The sequence below is a fragment of the uncultured Paracoccus sp. genome, assembly GCF_937873615.1.
Classification (GTDB): Bacteria; Pseudomonadota; Alphaproteobacteria; order Rhodobacterales; family Rhodobacteraceae; genus Paracoccus.
Genome location: NZ_CALMYP010000067.1, coordinates 21,438 through 46,773, shown reverse-complemented (window position 1 = coordinate 46,773; position 25,336 = coordinate 21,438). Strand labels below are relative to the sequence as shown.

Here is a 25,336-nt window from a genome sequence, read left to right as displayed (position 1 = left end):
GGTCCGGGCCTCTCTCTGGTCAAGCGCGGGCGGCGGGGATAGGTTTCACGGCAACGCAGACAGGAGTGCCCCATGACCCATCCGGTCGAGATCCGATTCGCAGAAACCGCAACCGAAGGCCTGACCGCGCGCGAAGGCCGGATCGCGATGATCCTGGACGATGGCGGCAAGTTGCCGGCACGGCTGGCGCGGGGCGCGCGCGCGGCCTTGTCGCGCGCTCTGGGGTCGAGCGATTTTCAGAAGCTGAAACCGGGCGAGGCGCTGAAACTGGCCTGGCCGGCGGGCTGGGCTGCCGAATCGGTCCTGCTGGTCAAGCTGCCGCGCAAGGCCAGCGTGGTGGAGGCGCGCCGGGCCGGCGCGACCATCGGCGCGGCACTCGGCAAGGGCGAAGTGCTGGTCATGGCAGGCACCCATCCGCAGGCAGCCGAGGTTGCCCTGGGTCTGGCGCTGCGCGGCTATGACTTCTCGGTCTACAAGTCGAAGAAGCCCGAGGACGGGGAAACCAGCGGTTCCGCCCGTCCCCGCGTCACCTTCATGGCGGCAAAGCCAGAGGCTCTGGCGAAATCCGCCGGCGATCATGCCGCCGTGGCCGAGGGCGTCTTCTTCACCCGCGATCTCGTCAATGAGCCGGCAAATGTCCTGACCACCAGCGATTTCGCCGACCGGCTGAAGGCGATGGAGGCCCTGGGCCTCGATGTCGAGGTGCTGGAAGAGGCCGATCTGGAAAAGCTCGGGATGCGGGCGCTTCTGGCGGTCGGGCAGGGGTCGGTGTCGCCCTCCAAGGTCGTGGTGATGCGCTGGAATGGCGGCAGGAAGGATCAGGCGCCGGTCGCTCTGGTCGGCAAGGGCGTGGTCTTCGACACTGGCGGGATTTCTATCAAGCCGGCGGCGGGCATGGAAGAAATGACCATGGATATGGGCGGCGCGGGCGTCGTCGCCGGCGTCATGCGCACGCTGGCGCTGCGCCGGGCCAAGGCCAATGTCGTGGGTCTTGTGGGTCTGGTCGAGAACATGCCCGACGGTGCCGCACAGCGTCCGGGCGATATCGTGCACTCCATGAAGGGCGACACGATCGAGGTCGTCAATACCGATGCCGAGGGGCGGCTGGTGCTGGCAGATGTGCTCTGGTACGCGCAGACCCGGTTCGAGCCTGCGGCGGTGGTCGATCTGGCGACGCTGACCGGGGCCGTCATCATCGCGCTCGGTCACGAAAATGCCGGCGTCTTCTCGAATGACGATGCCTTTGCCGGGCAGGTGCTGGAGGCCGCCCGGGCCGAGGGCGAAGGCGCATGGCGGCTGCCGCTGGCACCGGCCTATGACAAGCTGATCGACTGCCGGCTGGCGGACATGAAAAACACCGGCGGTCGCCCGGCGGGTTCGATCACGGCGGCGCAGTTCCTGCAGCGCTTCATCCGCGAGGACCAGCCTTGGGTGCATCTGGACATTGCCGGGGTGGCGCTGCCGCCCGGTGCGACGGATCTGGCCCCGAAGGGCGCCTCGGGCTGGGGGGTGATGACGCTGAACCGCATGATCCGCGACAATTACGAGGGCTGATCGGGGGCCATGGGCAATGCGCTTTTCTATCACCTGACGCGCTCGAATGCCGCGTCGCTGCTGCCGCAACTGATCGGCAAGGCGATGGGCGCGGGCTGGCGGGTGGAATTGCGCGGCCCCGACCGGGCGCGGCTGGAAGGGCTGGATGAAGCGCTTTGGATGGGCGACGGTTTCCTGCCGCACGGGTTGGCGGGCGGCGCACATGACGTCCGCCAGCCGGTCCTTTTGCGCGACCCCGCAGCACTCGCCGCCGCCAATAATCCCGACTGCATCATGGCCATCGACGGGGTGGAGGTCGGCGCGGAAGAAGCCGGTGCCGTCGCCCGGACCTGCATCATCTTCGACGGCAACGATCAGGCGGCTGTCGAGCGCGCCCGCGATCAGTGGCGCGCCCTGACCGGCGCAGGCGTCGAGGCGGAATACTGGTCGGAAGCCGGCGGTCGCTGGGAAAAGAAGCGTTAGGCCGAAAGCCTCAGCGTTCCAGCACCATGGTCTCGCCCTCGAAACCCACGCGGGCGAAGCGGCGCAGATAGGACATGCCCAGAAGCGAGATATCCAGATCGCCCTCGACCACGTCGGCGCGGACATCCTCGTCGCTGATATCGCCGATCTCGATCAGGCCGATGCGCACCGGCGCGGTCGAGACGGTCCCGTTCGCGGTCGAGGCGAAGCCGGTATAGCTGAGCCGGTCCATCTCGATCCCGGCGCGTTCCGCATCCTTGCGGCGCAGCGCGATATCGCTGGCGCCGGTATCGACCATGAAGGGCACCTCGACCCCGTTCAGGCGCAGGTCGATATAGAAATGCCCGTCGACCGCCATCGGCAACTCGATCCGGTTGCCCTCGACGATCTGCGGCGGCGCGATATTCTTGCGGATATCGTCCCAGAGCCCGAAACCCGCGATCAGGCCGAGGAAGATCAGCCCCCAGGCGAGCATCTGGCGCAGCGACTTGCCGAAATCCTTGCGCATCTCGACCAGCAGGTAACCGCTGAGCGCGATCAGCAGCAGGACGAAATAGGCGATACGCGGCCAGTTGTCGCTCATGTGAACAGACCCGTGCCGCGCAACCCGTCAAGGATGAACTGGATCGACAGCGCCGCCAGCAGCATCCCCAGAAGCCGCGTCACCACCATGGTCCCGGTCCGGCCAAGCGCGCGCGACAGCGGTCCGGCCAAAAGAAACAGCAGCATTGCGGTGCCAAGGACCATGCACATCACCAGCAGGATCAAAGCCGTATGAACGGCACCCGGATCCTCGCCCACCAGCAGGATCATTGTTGCCATGGCACCCGGCCCGGCCAGAAGCGGGGTCGCCAGCGGGAACACGCTGGGGTCGTGGTCGTGATCGGCGGATTGGCCCTCGCGCCGCTCGGTCCGGCGCTCGAACAGCATGTCGAGCGCGGTGAGAAACAGCAGGATCCCCCCGGCGATGCGGAAGGCCGGCAGCGAGATGCCGATGGCGGTCAGGATATTCTCGCCGGCAAGGCCGAAAAGCGTCAGCAGGATGGCTGCGATCAGGGTGGCACGCCAGCCGATTCGCCGCCTTTGCGCATCGCTCATGCCTTGGGTCAGCGCGATGAACAGCGGCGCCAGGCCGATCGGGTCGATGACCACGAACAGCGTCACGAAAGCGGTCAGGATCGCGGCCATGTCCATAGTCCCGCTTATGGCCCAGCCGGACGGCGCTGCCAAGCCGGACCGCGAATGAGGGGGCGAAGGTCCCGATCACATCGTCGCGCGGCGCAAACGAGGCTTTGCAAATGCCCCCCGGACCCCCTAGATATATGGCGTCATCGGGCGATCCCGCTCGAGAAGGGAAAGAGACATGCTGAACAATATCGGCCTTCCAGGCCTTCTGCTGATCGCCGTTGTCGTGCTTGTGCTGTTCGGGCGCGGCAAGGTCTCGTCGCTGATGGGCGAGGTGGGCAAGGGCATCAGCTCGTTCAAGAAGGGCGTCAAGGAAGGCAGCGAGGAAGTCGAGAATTCCGGCCGCGAACTGACCGCCGAAATGAAGACCGAAGAGGCCAAGCGCGACGAAAAGCTGCGCGACGTGACCCCGGACGACCAGAAACAGGCCTGAGGGCCAGGGCCGCGTTAGGGGCGCCAGATGCTGGATATCGGCTGGAGCGAGCTTCTGCTCATCGGAGTGGTGGCGCTGATCGTGATCGGTCCGCGCGACCTGCCGCACATGTTTCGCGCCCTTGGCCGGATCACCGGCAAGGTGCGGATGATGGCGCGCGAATTCTCCTCGGCGATGGAGGATGCGGCGCGCGATTCGGGTCTGGATGAGGCGACGAAATCGCTGAACGATGTCCGCAACCTGACCTCGAAACGCTCGCTCGGGGTGGAGGCGCTGGATCGCGCCGCCGACCGGTTCGAGAAATGGGACCCGAAGATGCCATCCGCGCGCGCCGCCGCCAAGCCCGATCCTGCGGCCTCCGGCCCGGCACCGAGCGATGGAGAGACGCCGGCCTCGGTCGCACCGGCCCCCGCCCCGGCCACAGCCGCGCTCGCCGAGGCGCCGCAACAGGAAAGCCCCGCCGGCCAACGTCGCTTGCACGCGGTTCGGCGCAGTGATTCGAAGGACGCCTGAGGTGAGTGAGAAGCCCGCGACAGGGGACGAGATCGACGACAGTTCGGCCCCGCTGATCGAGCATCTGGCCGAACTTCGGACCCGGCTGATCTGGTCGGTGCTGGCCTTCCTGGCCGCGATGGTGATCTGCTATACGGTCTGGAACCCGGTCTATAACTTCCTGACCCGGCCGATCTGTTCGGCGCTGGAAGGGCGCGGGCAGGAATGCGGGCTGATCCTGCTGAAACTGCAGGAAGGCTTCTTCGTCGCCATCCAGATCAGCTTTTTCGGCGGCTTCATCCTGGCCTTCCCGGTCATTGCCTATCAGATGTGGCGCTTCGTCGCGCCCGGCCTTTACCGCAGCGAGAAGCAGGCCTTCCTGCCCTTCCTGATCGCCTCTCCGGTGATGTTCTTCCTCGGCGCGTCCTTCGCCTATTACGTCATCCTGCCGATGGCCTATGACTTCTTCCTGGGCTTCCAGCAGGGACCGCTGGCATTGCCGGACGACCCCGATGCCGTGCAGACCGCCTCGACCGCGATGGCGGGGATCGTCTTTCAGGGCTCGGTCAGCGAATACCTGTCGCTGACAACGAAATTCATCCTTGCCTTCGGTCTGTCCTTCCAATTGCCGGTGGCGCTGACGCTGATGGGCAAGGCGGGGCTGGTGTCTTCGGCGGGTCTCGGCAGCATGCGCAAATATGCCATCGTGCTGATCCTGATTCTGGCGGCGGTGGTGACCCCGCCCGATGTGATCAGCCAGGTGGTGCTGTTTACCGTGGTTTACGGGCTTTACGAGATCTCGATCCAGCTTGTCCGCCGGATCGAGCGCCGCCGGAACGAGGAATTGCGCGCACAGGGCCTGCCGGTCGATGAATGACGCGGCCCTGACCCGCATTGCCGCGGCGTTGGAGCGTCTGGCCCCTGCGCCCGCACCCGCGCCCAGCTTCGCCGAGGCCGATGCCTATATCTGGCACACCAATCCCGACCGGCTGGAAGCCGTGACCAAGGTCAACCGGGTCGATCTGTCCCAACTGGTCGGCATCGACCGCGCCCGCGACACGCTGCTGGCCAATACGCTGCAATTCGCGCGCGGCCATGCGGCGAATAATGCGTTGCTCTGGGGTGCGCGCGGGATGGGCAAGTCCAGCCTGGTGAAGGCCGCCCATGCCGAGGCACGCGCGCAGGGCCTGCCGCTGGTGCTGGTCGAGATCGCGCGCGAGGATCTGGACAGCGTCGGTCGGCTGCTGTCCGTTCTGGGTCATGCCGAAGACAAGCGTTTCGTGCTGTTCGCCGATGACCTGTCCTTCAGCCATGACGATACGCAATACAAATCGCTGAAGGCGGTGCTGGATGGCGGGCTGGCCGGGCGACCGGACAATGTGATCCTCTATGCGACCTCGAACCGGCGTCACCTGATGCCGCGCGACATGATCGACAACGAACGCGCGACCGCCATCCATCCCGGCGAGGCGGTCGAGGAAAAGGTCTCTCTGTCCGACCGTTTCGGGCTGTGGCTGGGTTTTCATCCCTGTGCGCAGGACGAATACCTGCAGATGATCCGGGGCTATTGCGACGCCTATGGGCTGGAGATCGGGGACGAGGCGCTGCGCGCCGAAGCGATCGAGTGGCAGGCGACACGCGGGGCGCGCTCGGGTCGGGTGGCCTGGCAGTTCTTCACCGATCTGGCCGGGCGTCACGGCTTGCGGCTGTAAAATCATCGCCGATCTGTAAATCTGTCGCTCAAGCAAATGCTTGCTTGATTTCGCCGCTTCGGCTTTTCTGTAAAGATGAGTCCGCAGAACACCCCCTCCCGCATCTCTGCCGGTGCCCGCATCCGCGAGCTGCGTCTGGCGCAGGGCCGCGCCCAGGCCGAGATGGCCCATGCGGCGGGGATCTCTCCGGCCTATCTGAACCTGATCGAACATGACCGGCGCAGCCTGACCGCCCCGGTGCGCGCCCGTCTGGCCGAGGTACTTGGCACCACCGAGGAGGAGTTGGAGGCCGGGCGCGAGGAATCGCTGCTGGCTGGCTTGCGTGTCGCGGTGGCGGCCGCCCCCGACAATATCGCGGTCGAGGCCGGGCGCATGGCCGAATTCGCCACAAGGATGCCGGGCTGGGCCGGGCTGGTCGTGGCGCTGACCCAGCAGGCCGATGGGCTGGAGCGGCGGCTCGCTGGCCTGTCCGACCGGATGACCCGCAATCCCTATCTGCTGGACACGCTGCACGAGGTGCTTTCGGCAGTGACCTCGCTGCGCTCGACCGCCTCGATCCTTGTGCAGGAACCCGAGATGACGCCGGATTGGCGCGCGCGGTTTCACGGCAATCTCGATCAGGACAGCCGCCGGCTGTCGGTCACGGCGCAGGCGCTCGTCGCCTATCTGGAAAGCTTCGAGCAGGACGCGGCGCTTTTGCCCCCGCAGGAGGAGTTCGAGGCCTGGATTGCCGAGGGTCGTCCCGCCGAAGGACCCGCCACGGATGCGGCCCGGGATCTGGCCCGGGACTGGTCGGAGATTGAAGCGGCGGATCGCGCGGCCCTTCCCGATGAGCGATTGGTAGGGGCCGAAGGCGCTGACCCGATGCGACTGGCGGTGCAGCAGGACAAGCCGCTGGATCTGGTGCTGCGGCGGCTGGCCGGGATCGAGCCCGATTCGGGCCTGCTGATCTGTGACGGGGCCGGTGGCGTGATCTTTCGTCGTCCGGCACGCGGCATGGGCGCCTTCCGCGCCGGCGATCCCTGCGCCATGCTGCCGATCTTCGAGGCCCTGGCCCAGCCCGGCGCCCCGGTCGAACGGCTGATTGAGACAGAGACCGGGCAGCGCCTGCGCGCGCTTGCCATCGCCCGACGGCTGCCGGCGGCGTCAATCGCTGCGCCGGTCCTCAGCCGCGCGGTAATGCTGATGCGCCCGGTTGCCGAAGAAGACGGCCCCGCCATCCCGGTCGGGCCGACCTGCCGTATCTGCCCGCGCAGCGATTGCCCGGGCCGTCGCGTCGCCTCGATTCTGCAGCGATAAGGCGACAGCGCCGCAGCGTTAGCACGCGGCGGGCCTCTGGCGCTTTGACAAGCGGGGCGGTCGCGTGCCTAATCTGGCGCGGGGAAGGGGGCAGTGATGACATCGGGCACCGACATTCTGCTGATCGAGGACGAGCCGAACATCGCCGAGGCGATCCGCTTCATCCTGTCGCGCGAGGGCTGGCAGATGCAGCATTGGCACGAGGGCGGCGAGGCGCTTGACCGGATCCGCGCGCTCAGGCCGCGCCTGCTCATCCTCGACGTGATGCTGCCGGTCCGGTCGGGGCTGGAGGTGCTGGACGATCTGCGCGCCGATCCGGCGCTTCGTCCGACGCCGGTGCTGCTGCTGACGGCGCGCGGCACCGCCGGGCGCAGCGGCGTTGCCTCTGACGCGGCCGACCGGGTGCTGGCCAAGCCCTTCGACAATGCAGAACTGCGCCAGGTGGTCCGCGATATGCTGGGCGCCGCCGGATGAGCCTGCCGCCCGAAGGCCCGATCTTTCTGGAACGCGCCGCCTATCGCCGCCGCCGCCTGCAGGACGCGGCGCGGCTGCTGCCGATGGCGACGATCGTCCTGCTTCTGGTGCCGGTCTGGCTGATGCCTTCCGCCCTGTCCGGCGCGCTCGGCATGGTCGGGCTGTTCGCGGTCTGGCTGCTGATCGTCATCGCCTCGGGGCTGCTGCATCGCCGCCTTGGCCGTCCGCTGCCGACAGAGGCCCCGAAAGATGAGCTTTGACACGCTGATCCTGGCCGCACTCGGCTATGTCGGTCTGCTGTTCACGGTCGCCTGGGCCGCCGACCGCGCCGCCGCGCGCGGGCGGACGCGATGGACCGACAAGCCCATCGTCTATACGCTGTCGCTTTCGGTCTATTGCTCGGCCTGGACGTTTTACGGCGCGGTCGGCTATGCCAGCCGCTCGGGGCTGGAATTCGCGACGATCTATCTTGGTCCGACCATCGTGCTGGCGGGAAGCTGGTGGGGGCTGCGGCGGCTGGTGCGGGTCTCGCGCCTGCACCGTGTCACCTCGGTCGCCGATCTCGTTTCGGCCCGCTTCGGCAAGTCGAACCCGCTGGCGGCGCTGATTACCCTGATCGCGCTGATCGCGGCCACGCCCTATCTGGCGCTGCAACTGCAATCCATCTCGGTCTCCTTCGCGGCCTTCAGCCCGGGGGATCTGCCCTCCGGGCCGCTGGATGGCTGGGTCGCCGTGGGGCTTGCCGTCTTCGCCATCCTGTTCGGCACCCGCAATCTTGCTGCCGACGAGCGTCATCACGGCGTGGTCATGGCCATCGCGGTCGAGGCGATGGTGAAGCTTCTGGCCTTCATCGCGCTTGGCATCTGGGTGGTCTGGGGGCTGGCCGATGGCCCTGCCGACATGCTGGCCCGGATCGCCGCGCGCGCCGCCCAGCCAGACGCCGCCGGCTGGACCCTGCGCCCGGACCGCTGGACGGCGCTGATCGCGGTTTCGGCGGCGGCGCTTCTGACCCTGCCGCGCATGTTCCAGGTCATGGTGATCGAGCCCGCCGACGAGACCCCACTGACCTCTGCCGCCTGGGCCTTTCCTGCCTATCTCATGGCGATGTCGCTGTTCGTGTTGCCCATCGCCGTGATCGGCAAGGAGATGCTGCCTGCGGATGCCGCCCCGGACCTTTACGTTCTGCACCTTCCCTTGTCGCAGGGGGCGGACGGGCTGGCGCTTCTGGTCTTTCTCGGCGGGCTGAGTTCCGCCACTTCGATGGTCATCATCAGCACGATTGCACTGGCGACCATGGTCTCGAACCACTGGCTGGTGCCGCTGTTTCTGGCGCTGCGCCGGATTGATGCGAGCGATACCGCCCCGGCCGATATCCGCGGCCCGCTTCTGGCCTCGCGCCGGATCGCGATCATGGCGGTGATCGGGGCGGGCGCGCTGTATCAGGCCATTGGCGGCGGGCAGGCACTGGCGGCCATGGGCACGGTGGCCTTTGTCGGCGTGGCGCAGCTTCTTCCGGCCATGCTGGGCGGGCTTCTGTGGCGCGGTGCCACGCGCAAGGGGGCCTATGCAGGGATCTGCATGGGCAGCGCGATCTGGCTGCTCTGGGTCTTTCTGCCCTCGCTCGGGCTGCGCGGGCTGCCCGATCTCGGCCCTGTCGATCCACTGGCGGGGGCGGTCTTCGTCTCGCTGGGGCTGAACATCGCCTGTTTCACCGCCGTCTCGCTGCTGACCCTGCCGGACCCGCAGGAACGGCTGCAGGGCCTGTCCTTCGTCCATGCCGTCTCGCCCGAGGCGACCATGGCCGGCGGTGCCGTGAGGCCCGAGGGCGCAGTCCGGGCCGAGGCGCTGCTGACGCTGGCGCGGCGCGTCTGGGGCGGGGACGAGGCGTTGCTCTTCTTCCGGTCCGAGGCCGACCGGCAGGGCAAATCCGGCTTCCTGCCCGATGTCACCGCCAGTTTCCTGTCGCGGCTGGAACGCCGGCTGGCGGGGTCCATGGGCACGGCCACGGCCCATGCCATGCTGGCCCAGGTCGCCGGTCAGCGGCAGACCACCATGTCCGAACTGATGGCCGTGGCCGGAGAGGCGCAGCGCGCCAAGGAACGCGCCCGCCAGCTTGAGGACGATTCAGACGAGTTGGCCCGCACCGCCCGCAGCCTGCAGGAGGCCAATGACCGCCTGACCGCGCTGTCGGTGCAGAAGGATGCCTTCCTGGGCCAGATCAGCCATGAATTGCGCACGCCGATGACCTCGGTCCGGGCCTTTTCCGAACTGCTGAAACTGCCCGACCTGTCGCCCGAGGATCGCGAGCGTTTCGCCGGCATCATCAATGAGGAAGCCACGCGCCTGACCCGGCTGCTGGACGATCTGCTGGACCTTTCGGTGCTGGAAAGCGGGCGGGCGCGGCTGTCCTCTTCGGTGGTCAACCTCCACGACCTGATCTCGCGCGCGATCGAGGCCAGTTCCGCCCTAGGCAGCGGTGCCGAATTGCGCATCGACCGCGATACACCGACCGAGCAGATCATGGTCATGACCGATGCCGACCGGCTGCTGCAGGTGCTGATCAACCTGATCGGCAATGCCCGTAAATATTGCGATGCCGCTCGTCCGGTGCTGACCATCCGCACCCGCAAGCTGACGGACGGCACCCAGATCACGGTCATGGATAACGGATCGGGCATTCCGGCTGAGCAGCAGGACCTGGTTTTCGAGAAATTCTCGCGCCTGAACGATCCCGCACGGGCGGGCGGGGCGGGGCTGGGGCTGGCGATCTCGCGCGAGGTGATGACGGCGCTTGGCGGGACCATCACCTATCTGCCGGGCCATGACGGCGCGGCCTTCCGGCTGGAACTTCCGGTGCGTCCGCCGGGACTGGGCGCCTCCGCAGAAACGTCCTGAACGAGGGCAAGCAAGGTCCGGGCTGCGAATCGGGCCTGCGACATGTCTCTCGGACGGTTTGCAGGGTCGGTTTCGCGCCTGTTTTGCCACGCCCAAGCCGGAAAGCGCGCATCCGGCGCTTTTCCCCTTGATTATCTGCGGCTGCGGTCGCATTTAACGCGCGCTTGCGATGTCCGCAGGCACGCAATCAAGGAGTGACCATGGCCAAGGAAGAAATGCTCGAATTTCCCGGCGTCGTGAAGGAACTCCTGCCGAATGCGACATTCCGGGTCGAGCTTGAAAACGGCCATGAGATCATCGCGCATATGGCAGGTAAGATGCGGAAGAACCGCATCCGGGTTCTGGCCGGCGACAAGGTTCAGGTGGAAATGAACACTTACGACCTGACAAAGGGTCGCATCAATTATCGCTTCCGCTAAGCGATGCATGTGGGGCGGCGGCGCAAGCCGGCTGTTTTCACCGCCCGCATTTCGCGCTAGGCCGACGCGACCATGAGATTCGGCCCCGCTATGACTGCCAATGCCCCCTTCCGCCTGATCCTCGGCTCTGCCAGCCCGCGCCGGCAGGAGCTGCTGGCCCAGATCGGCATTACCCCCGACGCGATCCGGCCTGCCGATATCGACGAGACCCCGCATCGCGGAGAGGTTGCGCGCAACTATGTCCGGCGCATGGCAGTCGAGAAATGTGCCGCCATTCCCGCCGCCCCGGATGAGGCCGTGCTGACCGCCGATACCGTGGTGACCGCCGGCCGGCGTATCCTCGGCAAGCCCGAGGATCGGGGCGAGGCGCGGGATTTCCTGAAGCTTCTCTCGGGCCGCCGGCATCGCGTCATGACGGCTGTGGCCCTGCGTCGCGGCGACCGGCACTGGTTCCGGCTGGTCGAGACCATCGTGAAGATGCGCCCGCTCGACGAGGCCGAGATCGCCGCCTATCTCGATACCGGCGAATGGCAGGGCAAGGCCGGCGGCTATGCCGTGCAAGGCCATGCCGGGGCCTTCGTCAGCTGGATTTCGGGGTCGTTTACCGGCGTCGTCGGCCTGCCGCTGGCGGAAACCGCCGGGCTTCTGAAAGCCGCTGCGGCGGAAAGGATGTGAACCGATGAAGGGACGCCAGATCCTGTTGGGGCAGGTCTTCGGTCGTGACGGTGCCGTGCTTCTGGTCGATGGCCGACTGGAGGATTTCGCCATCGACCCGGGCGAATTGGTGCCCTTCGCCCCCGGTGCCATCCTGCGCGGCAGGGTCAACCGGCTGATCAAGGGGCAGGGCGGTGTCTTCGTCACCCTGCCGGGCGGCGAAAGCGGCTATCTGCGCGACCGTGCGGGTCTGGGCGAGGGGCAGCCGGTGCTGGTCCAGGTCAGCGGCGTGGCCGAGCCCGGCAAGGCCGTGCCGCTGAATTCCCGCCTGCTGATTCGGGGTCGTCATGCCATTGCCACGCCGGGCAAGCCGGGGGTGAACGTCTCGCGCAGCATCGCCGATCCCGACCGCCGCGCGGCGTTGCAAGCTGTGGGAGATGAGATCCTTGCCGGTCGCGATTGCGGGGTGATCCTGCGCAGCGCCGCCGAATGGGCGGACGATCAGGACATTGCCGAGGAACTCGGTCAGGTCCTCGACATCGCCATGGCCATCACCGGCGATCTTCAGGGTTCCGAGGAACTGCTGCTCGATGCCCCCACGCCTGCCGACACCGCCTGGCGCGACTGGGCCGAACCGCCGCCCGACAGTATCGAGGAATTCGATCTGCTGCCCGACGATGCGACCGATGCACTGCACGCGCTTCTGTCGGACAGCCTGCCCTTGCCCGGCGGCGGTTTCGCCGCGATCGAGCCCACCCGCGCCCTTGTCGCCATCGACGTCAATACCGGCCGCGACCATTCCCCCGCCGCCGGTCTGAAGGCCAATATCGCGCTTGCCCGCGAACTGCCGCGCCAGTTGCGCCTGCGCGGTCTTGGCGGTCAGGTCGTCGTCGATTTCGCGCCAATGTCGAAGCGCGACCGCGGCACGCTGGAGCAGGAGCTGAAAAAGGCTTTCCGCGCCGATGGGGCCGATACGGCGCTGTCGGGCTGGACGGCGATGGGGCTGTTCGAACTCAGCCGCAAGCGCGACCGCATCCCGCTGTCCCTGATCGCGAGGGAGGGGTGATGTCGCGCTGTCCGATCTGCAGGAAGCCCTCTCTTCCCGAGTATCATCCCTTCTGTTCCAAACGCTGCGCCGATATCGACCTGGCGCGGTGGTTGCGCGGCGATTACGTCATTCCGGGCGACAAGGCGCATCCTGCCGAAACTCATGACGAAGAATAGCGTTTTCGGTCTGGACACCGCACGGCGCGTTGCGTAAATACGCCCAACCTCAGCCAAGGCTGATGTGCCCGGATAGCTCAGTTGGTAGAGCAGCGGATTGAAAATCCGCGTGTCGGTGGTTCGAATCCGCCTCCGGGCACCACTTTAATGAAGATTAGTCGATAACATCAGCATACTGCAGTAGTGTGCTTTTTCTGCCCTCCTTTTGGTTCCCCTTTCGGTCGGTGGTAAATGTGAAAAAGGGGGGAATCTAACTGACCGCAAGGCGTATCATCTGGGCGTAGCGCCCCGGCCCACGAACCGAATAAAGTTCAGCCAACTTGGATCAAGCCCGAGACTGCGAAAATCCGGGTCAACAAATCGTCCGCACATCGGCACCCCCACCCGGCACAGGTTGGTCGTGGCAGGTCGATTCGACAAGCTTACTATTGCTGACATGAAAATCCCCGTGCTGGGCGGGACGCTTTAGAGTGTTGGCATTACGTCAAGGCTGCCGGATCTGTCTCAGATTAAAGGCGGGTTGCTTTGGGCTCAGCGATCTTCCTTCGGATTCACAACGTAGATCGCCACCGCATCCGATCCCGACGGTGCGCCGGGGCGAAAGCTCAGCCCAAGATCCGGCCGAGCGACTTGGCCGATCGCCTCCATCAAGGCGGTACGCGTCAAGTCCCGCCCTGCCACGGTCAGTGCGTCAAGCAGGATCTCGGCAACAAGTGCTGCATGGACATCCAACGGTTCCTGTTCCGTGGCAGCGGCCCGTGTCAGCGTTGCTGCCTCGTGTCTTGCGATAACCAAGGTTCCACCGATCCCGACAATCGCGGGACCAAGCGCGTGGGCGCTCTCGACCGTCAGATAGAGGCGCGTGGTGTCCGCCCAGTCCCCGACGACAGCCCCACCACCGTCTGCGATCAGTGCGCAGTCGGTGGCCCCGTCGTCCAGGCTGCAGCCATCTGTGCGCGCGCGCTCGGCCAGTGCCGCGTGCAACTGCTCTCGCGTTGCATAAAGACTTCGGACCAGCTCCGGATCGTCGGCCTCGGAAATCGCCGCGAGTGGGAAAAGGACGGGTATGCCTGCTGCTGTAAATTCTGCCGTACCGTGAACAGGTGACAGGACAGCCGTGGCTTCGGAACGGACGCTTGTCAGAATCTCGGGCATGTCGCCCGACAGCATCTGCAACACGATGCGCCTTCCATGAGTCCCGTTGGGCGGCTGCCGCGCGACGATCGCCGCTTCCAGCGCCTTGGCCAGGCGCAGGTCACCCGCCTGAACCGGCACGGCCAGCACAATGCGGTCCGGCAAGACCCCGGCACGCTGTTCGGCCGGGAGCCTGGTCAGATGTGCAATCAGCTTCGCGACCACCTCTTCATCCAGATCGTAGCGCGGCATGAGGCGGCTCAGATCGCGCCCGCCAGGGGCCTTGCCGGTGGAGAGCGCGCGCGCGAAAGCCCTTGTGTCGTAGGCCGGGCGCTCCTCTGTCGGCTGCGTCAGTGCCTGCCAGGTGATCGGCGGCGCGTCGCCCTCGCCGCCGCCTTCACCATCGCGGCGATGGCAGTTTCGGCAGGCAAACTTCTGTATTGGCACTCGCGCGCTGCCGATCAGGGCAGCGCCAGCCGCGCCCGGCTGGCCTTCAAAAATCGCGCGTCCCGGATCGGCCGCCGCACCGGAGTCGATGGCCAAAAGCCCGGCCACGACTGCCGCCAGAGCGCGCATCAGGCATCGAACCGGTCGAGCATCGCAATCAACTCGTCAGCATCCGGCAGCGACAGCGACCGGAAATAACGCCCCGTATCCATATCGCCGACAAGGAACACCGGGTCGTGCGATTCGATATCCGCCGTGCTTGCATCCGCCGCGCGCAGGATCTCGGCGATCACGCCGGGCGCGGCAGTCAGCCAGTGCCAGTTGCCGCTCGCGCCAAACGCTTCGGCAGAGGCGCGCATGACCTCGGGGGTGTCGTTGGCCGGGTCTATGGTGATCGTCAACAGATGCACCTCGCGCCCGATTTCGTCCCGCCGTTCGTCGACGAACTGAAGGATCTGGTTGCCGAGCGGGCAGATCGATCCGCAGGTCGTGTAGCTGAAATTGATGACGACCAGCGCGTCGTCGCCGATGTCGCCGCGCAAGCGGAACGGCGTGCCCGACTTGTCAAGCATCGTGGCATCCGGCAGGAGGATCCGTTCGGCGCGGAAGTTTTCGGGGTCGGCGCGCCATAACCCATTGGCTGCTGCGCCTAACCCCAGCGTGGCAAGGGTCAATACCAGACCCAAGATCAGCGTGAGTGGTCGGATCATGACGAGACCTCCAGCAAAAGGGCGCTTGTCAGGTAAAGATCGCGCGGCAGCCCAAGGGGTTGCAGCACGAAAGGACCGGGATGTGGGAACCGCATTTGGCCCCTGAGCGTGCCGTCCTCTGACCGGGACAGGCTCATGCGGCCGATCCAGGATGAGGCCAGGCTCGGCACCAGAAACTCCGCCCGCTCGACCGGGACCACGGCGCCCTTGCGGTCGCGGAACGTCAGCGCGATGTTTATGTCCTGACCCGCCATCAGCGGGCCGTTGGGCTCGGCCAGTGCAAGTGTGACCGGCTCAATCGCCTGAGCGTCGCTCCCACCCCGGACCGACAGTGGCAGACAGGCGGTCATGCCGCCGATCCCCGTTGTCAGGACCAACTCGTGCTCGCCCGCCGGCAGGACGGCGACGGTCTGGAAGTGGCCCGGCGCCACCTCGCGCAAACTGCGATCCAGCACGGCGAGGCGGGCGGGCACACCGCCCCTCAGGCCGACCGAGTCCATCGGCGGCATCTCTCCGACCGCCTGGTTGTCGTGCAGGATCCAGCCGGTCTGGGTCTCGGGCGACACCGCGATCACCTGAGGCGAAGGCCAAAGCGGCACCAGAAGGCCCTCGCCCGCCACCGGATCCGCCGCCTTGCGCGCTAGGTCGATCTTTCTGATCTGGGCGGCCCGGCCCGGCGCCACCGAATCCAGGTCGATAAGCCCGGCGAAGCCACCGTCTAGGCTGAGAAGGTATGCCGCCTCGTCGGTAAATGCCACGTCGCTGATCCCGCCCTGAGTGAATGCAAGCGGCTGCACCACCTCGCCGCGCACCACGTCGATCACCACCGCGCCCGCGCCCGCCGGAGCATAGGCGATGGCATGGCGGCCATCGGGGCTGGCGGTTATGCGCCCAGCCCGTAGCCCGAGCGGCACATCAACTGCATGATCGGGCGCGTCGCCATAGACGATGCGCATCACGTCACCATCCTTGGGCAGACTAAGCACCGTGCCGTCGGCCAGAAGTGCGAGATCGGCCAAGGCCTCGTACCGAGCGCGCTCGAACACGGTGCGTCCTGTAGCTGCGTCGAACACACTTAGCCCGCCACCCGCGCCAAAGGCCGCAACGAGCGGGCTGTCGGGTTCGGACGAGGCGCGAAACCGCACCCCGCCCAATCCGATCACCTGCGCCGCCTCGGGCGCGTCGGTGGCGAGGATGGCGCCGTCCTCTCGTCCCAGCCATACCCGCCCTCCCCGGGCGACGACATCCGAAAGCGCCATGTCGGATAACAAGACCTCCTGCGCGCCATCCAGGATCGAGATCACAACGATACCCTGCGCGTCGGGCAGCACGAAAAAGGCGCGGAAGCTTTCGGGATCAACCGCCATCGCCACGGGCGGCGCATCCAGTCGTGCTGCCGCGATCATGTTCGACGACTTCAGGTTCAGCTTTGGGTCGATGACGCCTACACTGGCGTCCTCGTTGACCGAGACCAGCAGAATGCCGTTCAGATCGGTGGCCCCGAACGGAGCCTCTGCGGTCACGCGAAAGGCGCGGGCGGCGTCCCTGCAATCGGAATTGCCGGCGACGACGGCGCGAATCCACCCCGCCAGCGCCACGCCGCGCGGTGCCCGCCCGGTGGTGACGTCGGTAAGCATGGCCGACAGGCGAAAGGGCTGCCCCGCCTCGACGCGGATGGTGCGGCCCGTCACGGGGTCGGAAGTCGCCAGTTCGGCGGCCAGACTGGCGCGCGCGGATTCTTCGGCACCTGCCGCACCGCCCGCGCCGGCCAAGGCGAAGGCCAGCATCCCCGCCCTAATGGTCGCAGCGCGAGACACTTTTGTCCTCCGCCTGTCCCGCGCCCACGACATCCAGAAGGCCCCAGGTGCCGCCCGAGCGCAGGTGCAAAGGCCCGTCGAACCACAGGTAACAGCCCGGAGCCATCACCCTCGTCAGGCTGGCGGTCATTGATTTACCCGGCGCCAGAAGCCCCGAATGCGGAAAGCCGAAGCCTGGGAACAAGTCATGGTAATCCTGCGCGATGGTGACGAACGCGCGTTGGCGCGCCCGCCCGCCCGGGTGGACGAGGTGGATCACCACTTCTTCGCCGGCTTCGGCGCGCAGAACCGGCGTGGCCTCGTCCGCTTTGAAGACGCCCTCGCCGAAGTCGAGGGCATTCAGGTTGTAATGCCGTTCGGACGTCGCATTGCCGTTCACGCCGCGAAGGGCGCGCGCGAAGCTCGCGCTGCCATAGTTCACGCCCTGGTCGCCCAGGTCGTAACTGTCGTCGCAGACCTCGCATTCGGCGACCAGCTTGGGCGAAATTGGCACGGTTTTGCCCGGCGGCAGAAAACCCCGGAAAATGTCCAGCGAGTCGTTGTCGCGCAGGTTCAGCCCGTCCTGCCAGAACAGCGTGAACTGGCGGATGGCGTGGGGCTGGTCCCCTAGCGTCGTCTCGATCCGGCTGACCCAGGGCCGCGCCGCCGCGCCCGGCGCAATGACGAAGGTATTGGGCGCGATGGCGATGCGCTCCGGACCCGAAGTCAGCTTTGCGCTTCGCGGCATGACATTCAGCGAGCCGAACAGACCATGCGTTCCGTGCCCGACCACGTCGCCCAGCGATTTCACCGGAAGGGCGCCATAGGCATAGGGGATGAAGTGAACATCCTCGACGATCTTCGCCCGGGCCGTCTCGGTCAGCTCGTTGATCTTGTCCTGCAGCGCCTTGTGTTGGGATTGCGGCAGGACATCGCGCATGTTCTTTCGCTCGCCAGAGGCAAAGACATTGATGTCTATCGGTCGGCCCGCGACCGTGAAGACAGCGTCCGCCTGCTCGCTCTTAAGCACCTTGCTAATGCCGTTCAGCCCCTCGGCCTCGGCCGCGCGACGCAGCCCGCTCCAAGCCGGATCCTCCGAGTTCCAGGCAGCCTCAAAAGCGCTCGCAACACGCGCGAATGGATCGAAATCCAGATCCTTCGGCGCCGAGGCGCGCCCGGCGTAAAACGTCAGCAACTCGATCTGGCTCTGACGCGGCGCATCCGGAGTGTCGGTGCAGCCGTTCGACCCAGTGCATAGCCTGAGCGCCGGATCGCCTGCAGAGGGAATGCCCGCCAGCGCCCAGGTGACGTTGCCGCCGATCGGCATGGCCACGTTCTGACGATGGTTCAGCACAGGGAGCGGCATCGACAGCGCCAGCCGCGACGAGGGCCTGAGGTTCACCGTCTCGCGCTGATCGAAGGTACCGGGGCTGTTGTGCCCACCGTCGCTTTCACTCCAGACGGGTTCGACATTGAGCGGTGTGATCTGGGGCATCCGCGCATCCCCCAGATCGTCCCACAGCCCGCTCGGGTCACCCTCGCCGGTGTCGCGCAGTGCGTTCAGAACCGCCAGGTTCACGCAATCGCCCGCGTTGACCGACAAGACGAAGGGTTCGGGGCGCACATAGGCGTCGTTGATCGCCTTGGTGATCCGCGACAGCGGAATTCCGTCCCAGGTCTCGGGACGGTTCAGCGCCTCGGGCGTGACGCTGGCCGGATCAGCGGGGTCGATCAGCACCCGCGGATCGACCAGGGCCAGGAACAGCCCGTTCCGGTCGTAATGGCCTTTGTCATAGGGCGTGCCCCAATCGCCCGCCTCATCCAGCTTGCCGAAGACGGCGCTGGCCTCGATGGCGACGGCGGCGGCGTGGATGCGGGGCGCGCCCGGCGCGCAGCCGAACACCTGGGTGGGTGGTAACTCCAGCACATCGCCGCCGGGAACCGCCGCAGAACTGCCACTCAGCGCGTATACCGACAGGTCAGCCAGGCATTCGTCCATGGCATCCCCACGATCGGTGGGGGGCGGAACCATCGCCGCGATGCGGTATCCGCAGGTCGCCGCGCGCGTCTTGTGGACACGGAAGAGCCCCCAGGCACCGTTCCACAAGGCATCGACTGAACCGAAATGCATCAGCGTATCCGAGGGCCGGTCCTGAAGCACGTCTGGGTTGATGGCCGGCGCGGCTTTTTGCCCCGAGTCGTCTCGCCTGAACATGGCCTGGAACTCTGAGTTGGGGGGGCGCCTGAATTCCAGCCCCGAGGCCTCTTGCCTGAACACGCCCTGGAACTCGAAATGTTCCGAGATGCCGATTTCCTGGGCGGGAACGCGCCCGGTGGCGTTGAAGCAATCGGCCAGATATTCCTCGTAGTCGCTCCAATAGGCCTGATCGGCGGGGGCAGCAAAGCCGAGGGGGCCAAGCCTGAGCCATGTCGAATACTGGTCGGGCCGTCCAGCGCGCGCCTCGGCCAGACGCGAACAGGCAATGGTCAGCGTGCCGTCCGGCGTCAGGTCACCGCCGATCGGATACCCGGCGGGGAAGTGCTGGTCGATATGGCGCGGCCAGGTATAGCCTTCAAGCGTGAAGGTGTGCTGCACCTCCTGCGCGCCCTGGATCAGCCGGAACTGCACCTTGTCGCCCGACATGGTTTCAAATACCGGGGTCGCGGGGTCGCCGTGGACCGGGGACAGAAACACGTTCGCCATATCACCGGCCTCACCCGGTCTCTGACGCGCGACCGAACAGGTCTCGGTGACGCCCGATGCCAGCTCCGGCACCCAATATTCCGGCGCCTTCAAGGCGCAATCCTCGCCCGAATTTATGCCCTCCCCGACACGCAGTGGGATCGGCTCGCCCCGGTAGTTGACCAGATAGGGGTCGTGATGGTCGACCGAGATGCTTTCGGGCCGCTGCGGCGCGACCACGGGTTTCGCCATCGGCGCCCCTGGGCCAGGGGCATATCCGGCGGCCATCTGGCGATAACTGGTCATCCAATTCTTCAAGCCGGCCAGTTCTTCGTCTGTAATCAACGCCGAGGTCCCGGCGATATGGGCCGGCAGGTCGCCCGGACGTCCTGCTGCGACCCAGGATGGTGGTGCATTGCCGCTCGGCGCGAAGAAGTGGCCGGGGTTCAATTCGTCCTTCTTGATTTCGGAGTGGCAGATTGCGGCCAGTGCCACGGGGTCGCCCTGGTGGCGAGCCTCGCAGACAAGCGTTCCCATACCTTTGAAACCGGCCCCCTGGCGATCGTCCAAAGCGACTTCGAATTCCTGCGGAGTCATGCGGTCGCGCGGGTCATAGAGCACCGCGAAATCCGCCACGGCCAGAGCGAACTCGCGATAGGTGCGGTCCTCGATGGAATCGGGGCCGGGCGCGGCGGCCAGACCCTTGACGCTGAGCAACGAAGCGTCATAGCGGTCAATCACGTCCCGATCCGAGATTACCTTGCGCGCGCCCACGTCGCGATCATCCGACTGAACCAGTGCGCGGTCGTTGCGTTGGTCGGTGCAGGTCTCGCCGGTGCCGTTGCTCTCGGGTGCGCAGGTGATCGAGCGCTGCGGTTCGATCACGAGAGCGGTATAAAATCCGTGCTGCTGGATCGACGAGGGGCCGAAATGGTCGTGGCTGAAGACGGTCTTGAGCGTGCGGTCGGCCAGGCCTCCATCGCCATCGCCTTCAACGCGGGTGGCGCTCAGGATCGGGTCGGCGAACCAACGCTGCACCGTGGTCTGGAAAAGGTTGCGGTTGGTATCGGCCTGCATCTCGCGCCGCCAGATGTCCTTGAAATCCTCGCTGACATGCCACACCCCGTCTTTCTCGACGCATAAGCCCGGCACCTCGCGCAGTTCCAGTGCCGAGGGCGCGCGTTCGCCCGTCGTCTCCATTTCGGCGTTCTTTGCCGCGCAGATGCGGTGGGCGATCTCGTCGGGGGCCAGTGTGCCGTCCTCATAGTTGAAGCCGTTGCCAGATCCGTCAGACGAGGTCACGTCGAACTTCACCAGATGGATGTGCTGGCCGATGGTGTCGGTCGGTGTCTTGATCTGGAAATCGTCAAGCTCCAGCTCTTTGGGCAATTCGTTGGTATGGCGAAACTCGATGCATTCGCCAGAGACCGCGCGGAAGAAGAACGGCTCCTCGCTGGCGCTGATGACGGGCGAGAACCGCCCCTGAGCGGTCCCGTAGTCGAAGCCAAGGCCGGTCTTGTAGCGCCCGGAATTGGCGCTCAGTACGTTGATGCGCGCCTGCGGATCGTGCCAGCCGGCGCGGTTTGTCACCAGATCCAGCTGCACCGCCGAAGCCTCGTAGCGACGATAGCCGACGACCGCCGGATCGGCAGTGAAGGCGCCCGCGATCTCGGTGCTCGTCAGGAATGGATCATCCTCGACAATCTGAACCGGGCCAGTGATCTCGACCTGGTTGCCGCCGGGATCGACGGTGTAAAGCCGGGGCCGGTCCTCTGGCTTGGCACCGGGGGCGAGGCGGCGGACCCAAGCCGTCACCTGCATTGCCCCGGCCGCCGCGCGATCGGCCTCTGCTATGGGGATGCTCGGGTCGATGTCACCGTTCACGAAGAACACTGGTCGGCCCAAGTGGCTATAGCCTCCGCCCGAGTCGGTGATCGTGCCAAGTTGATCGGGCGCGCCGCAGGGATCGGCAAAGGGCGCGCCGGGTTTCGGCGGGGCACCATTGACCGAATAGATCCCGCCGGGCGAAGCATATCCCCCGAGCACGGTGTCGAAAGCCGTCAGATTGCCTTTGGCGTCGCGCAGGGTCAGCCCGGCGCCGTCGTGATGGAACGCCATCGCGGCGCGTTCCAGGGGTGTTCCGTCATAATCCAGCAGGTCGAGTTTGACCTTTTCGATCTCCATCGTCATGTCGCCGAGCGCTAGCGCCTTGGCGACGATCTGCTCCTGAGTGATCTCGCGCGCCGTGCGGGTGCGGTCATTCAAGGCCTGATCCAACGTCCCGGTCGTCGGCGCGTCGCCTAGATCGGGGATCTCGAAGGGGAAATGCCGCTCGCCACCGGTCACCACATGGCGCGGCAGGCCGCCATCAAGAAACTCGTCGCCTGGGCCAGGCGCGGGGTTGCGGGCAATGTCCATCGGCGCCTGGGGCGGGCGGTGGCCGGGACGGCCCGCGACGTAGAAGGGATAGCCCGGCATAGCGTCGGCGATCTCGCCCGGCTCGGGGGTCACATCCTCGTCGCCATAGGACGGCAGCACCGGCCAGGGCTGGCCGGGCAGGGGAACGATCGCCGGGATCGGCGTGCCAAGCGCAGTCGCACCTTCGGGGCCGGGCGCGTTCCAGGCACCGGTCGTGGGATCGACCGAGCCGGGGCGGCTCTGGGCGCGGATCTCGGGTGCCATCTCGGCCAGGGACAGGGTCGGCTCCAGCTGACCGTCGGGCAGCTTACGGCTGCCGTCCTCCAGCACGTCATGGACGCGCCACAACTCCCACATGCCCTGGGCGAAATGCGGGTAGAGGTGACAGTGGAAGATCGAGTCTCCCACCGTGCGATTGCGGTTGCCCGAACCCAGCGTGTCGTACCAGCCCTTCTGGGTTTCGTCGTCGCGGCGATAGATTTCCGTCCCGCCGCCATAGATGCGGTACGAGAACCCCTGCTGCGGCGCCACGGTCTGGGAGTCGAGATAGGCGCCGCGACCGGTATCGTTGCCACTGAACCACTGATGGGCGTGCAGGTGGAATACATGGGTTTCCTTGGGGCCGGCGTGGAAATTCCGGAACACCACCGGATCGTTCAGATAGGAATGATGCACGTTCGACGGATCGTCGCTGAACTGTTCCAAAAGCGCCGGATCGCCATTGGCCCACGAGGTCAGGAAGAATTCCTCGTATAGACACTCGATGCAATCGGCAGCAGGTCCGATGCCCTTGCGGTTGGCAACCAGCATCGCCCCCATGCCGCTGGCGCCGTAATTGATCGCGAACCCGTCCTTGACCCCGGCAAGCTGCCCGTTGGCAAACATGCCAAGCTCCTGGAAATTCCGGGTGACGAAGGTTTTCGTTTCATCATGAAAAAACACCGAGAACTCGCGATAGATGACGCCGGCGCCAGCATCGGGCGCGCGGTGGACGATGGCATTGAGGTCGCCATGGACCAGTTCATGCGCGCCGCTGCCCCGATCCATCAGCATATCGAGGATCGGCACGCCGTTGTCGTCGGCAGCCTCGTAGGGCTTCATCACATCGGCATCGGCATCGGCCACGGCATCGAGCCGACCGTCACTTGCACGCGTCACCTCCCAGGCGGCGTCGAAAGCGGCGCGCGTGACCTGGCTGCGATACCAGCGCGTTCCCGCAGGTTCGGCCACCACGGCGCCGAAAAGCCCATGCGTCAGCGAGCCGCCATCGCCCTCGCCCCCCGAAGGCGCCGCGGTCGAGGCCAGAAAATACGGTCCCTCGCGCTCTACCGCGTAGTAGCAATCGACCGGCCAGCCCTGCTTGACCGGCGCCAGGCCGACGCAACGGTTGTCCGCCTGGCTGCCGTTGATGTTGACGGCCCTCAGCCCCTGGATGGCGAAATTAACGCCACGCGTGCGCGGCCAGTCGCCGCCTTCGGGCGCCGCGCCGGGCGATTGCGCCGCCGAACCGGCTTCGCAAAGCGCCTCGCCATGTTTGACACGGCTCGCGTCGCCCCAGGCCACCCAATCGCGCAAGGTCTTGAACAGGTTGTCGGCGCCGTCCGGCGTGCTCCGGCAGAAGGTTTCGGAAATCCCCGGCGCCTCGTGGCGCAACAGGTTGTCGAGCCGCACATGCAGCAAGTCGCCGACATTGGCGCGAAGGGTCAACGGGCGCGGTCGCTTGCAATCCTTCAGACGCACGTTGCCCGCGACCAGGTCGCCGCCACCGGCCTCGGTGCCAAGAAATGCGTCGCAGGCATCGGCGGTAAAACTTTTGGGCGCCTCGTCCATCGAAGCCACATCGCGCCTCAGCGCGAAGATCATGCCATAAGGGTTGAACGAGCCGAAGCGGTTGTAAACCAGCGTCTGGTCCAGGGCGACGACATCGGCGCAGACCGTCCGATCTAGCTTGAGATCCGTGAACTCCGCGAACTTTGCGTGAATGGGCGCGCAATCCATCGCGTCGGCTGTGGTCTGGCCGCCCGTCTGCACCTGAGAATCGGCGGCATGCAGAGCGTCGGGCATCAGCCACGCAGACAGAAGCGAGACAGCGACAAAATGTACAAATCGGTCCATGAATTCAGCCTCTTGTAAGAAAGCCGCTCCGGCGCGAAACGCGCCGGAATTGAAAGAAAGCCAATAGAACGATAGACTTCCACGATACCAATGATTCCCTTTTCGTCAAAGATTCTTCCGGTAATTTCGTAAAAGGAGCCGATCATGCAGGATCTTCCGACCCGTCCTCGCCGCCCGATTGCGATCCAACCCAAGACGCTGAGGCGGCTCGCCGGCAAGCCACTTGCCAAGATTGTCTCGCCCCGGATGCTCGAACAGCGCCGGCTCGATCCGGATCGGGTCGAACGGCTGCACCAGCGATTGCAGCAGGGCGAGGAGTTGAGCGAATCCGAACAGATGGTCTTGCGTTCGATATTCATGCAGCCGGCAGCCCCGGTGCTGAATGACCTGCCTGAACATATCGAGGGGCCGCTCTGGACCGACCTCAACGAACCTGCCGCCCATGCGCGTCTCGAACCCATCTGCCGCGCGACGGCGCGAGTCGAGTATTCCTCGGGCGCAGAATTCCAGAAATACGGCAGTTGCTTCCTGGTCGCCGATGACCTCGTGATGACGAACAACCATGTCGCCTCCGTATTTTCCGGAAACCACGAGGTCTTTGGCCCCTATATCCGCCCCGGATATTCTGTACGCGTCAATTTCTGCCGCGAGAGGGACCGCTGGGACACCGATCCGACGGCCTCGCGAGCGGTGACGCGGATCGTCATGCGCCATCCCTGGTTCGACCTCGCGCTGTTGCGCATCGAGGGCAAGCCGGATGGCGCCGAGCCGCTGGCCCTGTCGGTCGCCGATGCCGCCGGAGCCGACGATGCGCGGGTGGTGGTTGTCGGCTATCCCTCTAAAAATTCAGAAGAGGACGTGGCGCTGCAAAACGCGACGATTTCCGAATTTGACACCAAGCACCTGTCGCCCGGCATCGTCGGCTCGGTTGAGATCCGCAATATCAATGGCAGAACCGGGCGCTTCCTCGGGCACGATTGCTCGACCCTGACGGGCAATTCCGGCAGCGCGGTGGTAGATATCGACAGCGGCTCGGTCGTTGGGCTGCATTTCAGGGGCAATCTTGACGGCTCAAACTGGGCTGTGCCTGCGTCCGACATCGCAAGCGATGTCCGCATCGTCGACGCCGGCGTGACCTTCGATGCCATCCCGACCCCCGGTCCGGGGCCTTGGGAAGACGCGTGGAAAGGAACATGATCAAGGAGTTCGGTCCAGACCAGACCGGTAAAC

General features: G+C 65.9%; 22 protein-coding genes and 1 tRNA gene. 16 read left to right on the top strand and 7 right to left on the bottom strand.

Annotation, left to right across the window (positions count from 1 at the left end):
* The first annotated feature begins 72 nt into the window (after positions 1–72).
* Complete coding sequence (locus Q0330_RS17075; RefSeq protein WP_299482326.1) at positions 73–1,554, top strand: leucyl aminopeptidase; 1,482 nt, start codon at positions 73–75, stop codon at positions 1,552–1,554.
* Positions 1,555–1,563: 9 nt separating this feature from the next.
* Positions 1,564–2,016, top strand: a complete 453-nt coding sequence (locus Q0330_RS17070) for a DNA polymerase III subunit chi (protein WP_299482323.1) — start codon at positions 1,564–1,566, stop codon at positions 2,014–2,016.
* 10 nt (positions 2,017–2,026) lie between these two features.
* On the opposite strand, the gene Q0330_RS17065 is transcribed toward Q0330_RS17070, so the two are convergent.
* Complete coding sequence (locus Q0330_RS17065) at positions 2,027–2,599, bottom strand: TIGR02281 family clan AA aspartic protease (RefSeq protein ID WP_299482320.1); 573 nt, start codon at positions 2,597–2,599, stop codon at positions 2,027–2,029.
* Positions 2,596–3,210 (bottom strand): MarC family protein, encoded by a 615-nt coding sequence (locus tag Q0330_RS17060; RefSeq protein ID WP_299482317.1) that lies wholly within the window; start codon positions 3,208–3,210, stop codon positions 2,596–2,598. The genes Q0330_RS17065 and Q0330_RS17060 overlap by 4 nt, the downstream gene beginning before the upstream one ends.
* Before the next feature lie 169 nt (positions 3,211–3,379).
* Here Q0330_RS17060 and Q0330_RS17055 point away from each other — a divergent pair, with 169 nt between their 5' ends.
* From Q0330_RS17055 to Q0330_RS16995, 13 genes are all read left to right on the top strand, one after another.
* Positions 3,380–3,634, top strand: a complete 255-nt coding sequence (locus tag Q0330_RS17055; protein WP_299482314.1) for a twin-arginine translocase TatA/TatE family subunit — start codon at positions 3,380–3,382, stop codon at positions 3,632–3,634.
* A gap of 27 nt (positions 3,635–3,661) precedes the next feature.
* Positions 3,662–4,147, top strand: coding sequence for a Sec-independent protein translocase protein TatB (gene tatB, locus Q0330_RS17050; RefSeq protein ID WP_299482311.1), 486 nt, complete (start codon positions 3,662–3,664; stop codon positions 4,145–4,147).
* Between the two features lies 1 nt (position 4,148).
* Positions 4,149–5,003, top strand: coding sequence for a twin-arginine translocase subunit TatC (gene tatC / locus Q0330_RS17045; RefSeq protein WP_299482308.1), 855 nt, complete (start codon positions 4,149–4,151; stop codon positions 5,001–5,003).
* Positions 4,996–5,838, top strand: a complete 843-nt coding sequence (locus Q0330_RS17040; RefSeq protein WP_299482305.1) for an ATP-binding protein — start codon at positions 4,996–4,998, stop codon at positions 5,836–5,838. Before tatC ends, Q0330_RS17040 begins: the two co-directional genes overlap by 8 nt.
* Positions 5,839–5,913: 75 nt before the next feature.
* Entirely contained in the window at positions 5,914–7,137 is a 1,224-nt protein-coding gene (locus Q0330_RS17035) for a short-chain fatty acyl-CoA regulator family protein (RefSeq protein ID WP_299482302.1), read from the top strand.
* Between the two features lie 96 nt (positions 7,138–7,233).
* Positions 7,234–7,611, top strand: a complete 378-nt coding sequence (locus tag Q0330_RS17030; RefSeq protein WP_299482299.1) for a response regulator — start codon at positions 7,234–7,236, stop codon at positions 7,609–7,611.
* On the top strand, positions 7,608–7,871 hold the full coding sequence (locus Q0330_RS17025; protein ID WP_299482296.1) for a hypothetical protein: 264 nt from the start codon (positions 7,608–7,610) through the stop codon (positions 7,869–7,871). The genes Q0330_RS17030 and Q0330_RS17025 overlap by 4 nt, the downstream gene beginning before the upstream one ends.
* A complete protein-coding gene (locus tag Q0330_RS17020; RefSeq protein WP_299482293.1) occupies positions 7,861–10,506 on the top strand; it encodes an ATP-binding protein in 2,646 nt (881 codons plus the stop codon). Before Q0330_RS17025 ends, Q0330_RS17020 begins: the two co-directional genes overlap by 11 nt.
* A gap of 200 nt (positions 10,507–10,706) precedes the next feature.
* Entirely contained in the window at positions 10,707–10,925 is a 219-nt protein-coding gene (gene infA / locus Q0330_RS17015) for a translation initiation factor IF-1 (RefSeq protein ID WP_271072009.1), read from the top strand.
* Between the two features lie 72 nt (positions 10,926–10,997).
* Positions 10,998–11,600, top strand: a complete 603-nt coding sequence (locus Q0330_RS17010) for a Maf family protein (protein ID WP_299482284.1) — start codon at positions 10,998–11,000, stop codon at positions 11,598–11,600.
* 4 nt (positions 11,601–11,604) lie between these two features.
* A complete protein-coding gene (locus Q0330_RS17005) occupies positions 11,605–12,645 on the top strand; it encodes a ribonuclease E/G (protein WP_299482281.1) in 1,041 nt (346 codons plus the stop codon).
* Positions 12,645–12,803 carry a DNA gyrase inhibitor YacG gene (gene yacG, locus Q0330_RS17000; protein ID WP_299482278.1) on the top strand — a complete coding sequence of 53 codons (159 nt, stop codon included), beginning with the start codon at positions 12,645–12,647 and terminating at the stop codon, positions 12,801–12,803. Before Q0330_RS17005 ends, yacG begins: the two co-directional genes overlap by 1 nt.
* Positions 12,804–12,869: 66 nt before the next feature.
* Positions 12,870–12,945, top strand: a tRNA-Phe gene (locus Q0330_RS16995).
* A 389-nt stretch (positions 12,946–13,334) separates the two neighbouring features.
* On the opposite strand, the gene Q0330_RS16990 is transcribed toward Q0330_RS16995, so the two are convergent.
* The 5 genes from Q0330_RS16990 to Q0330_RS16970 are packed head-to-tail and all read right to left on the bottom strand — an operon-like array spanning position 13,335 to position 24,252.
* Positions 13,335–14,513 (bottom strand): hypothetical protein, encoded by a 1,179-nt coding sequence (locus Q0330_RS16990; RefSeq protein WP_299482275.1) that lies wholly within the window; start codon positions 14,511–14,513, stop codon positions 13,335–13,337.
* Complete coding sequence (locus tag Q0330_RS16985) at positions 14,513–15,058, bottom strand: SCO family protein (RefSeq protein WP_299482272.1); 546 nt, start codon at positions 15,056–15,058, stop codon at positions 14,513–14,515. The genes Q0330_RS16990 and Q0330_RS16985 overlap by 1 nt, the downstream gene beginning before the upstream one ends.
* A gap of 32 nt (positions 15,059–15,090) precedes the next feature.
* Entirely contained in the window at positions 15,091–16,911 is a 1,821-nt protein-coding gene (locus Q0330_RS16980; RefSeq protein WP_299482269.1) for a hypothetical protein, read from the bottom strand.
* Positions 16,889–24,055 carry a hypothetical protein gene (locus tag Q0330_RS16975; RefSeq protein WP_299482266.1) on the bottom strand — a complete coding sequence of 2,389 codons (7,167 nt, stop codon included), beginning with the start codon at positions 24,053–24,055 and terminating at the stop codon, positions 16,889–16,891. The genes Q0330_RS16980 and Q0330_RS16975 overlap by 23 nt, the downstream gene beginning before the upstream one ends.
* Positions 24,055–24,252, bottom strand: coding sequence for a hypothetical protein (locus Q0330_RS16970; protein WP_299482263.1), 198 nt, complete (start codon positions 24,250–24,252; stop codon positions 24,055–24,057). The genes Q0330_RS16975 and Q0330_RS16970 overlap by 1 nt, the downstream gene beginning before the upstream one ends.
* Between Q0330_RS16970 and Q0330_RS16965 the strand changes: the two genes are divergently transcribed.
* The gene (locus Q0330_RS16965; RefSeq protein ID WP_299482260.1) at positions 24,251–25,303 is read left to right on the top strand and encodes a serine protease; all 1,053 of its coding nucleotides are present in this window, start codon (positions 24,251–24,253) and stop codon (positions 25,301–25,303) included. The two genes, Q0330_RS16970 and Q0330_RS16965, sit on opposite strands and share 2 nt — an antisense overlap.
* Positions 25,304–25,336 lie beyond the last annotated feature (33 nt).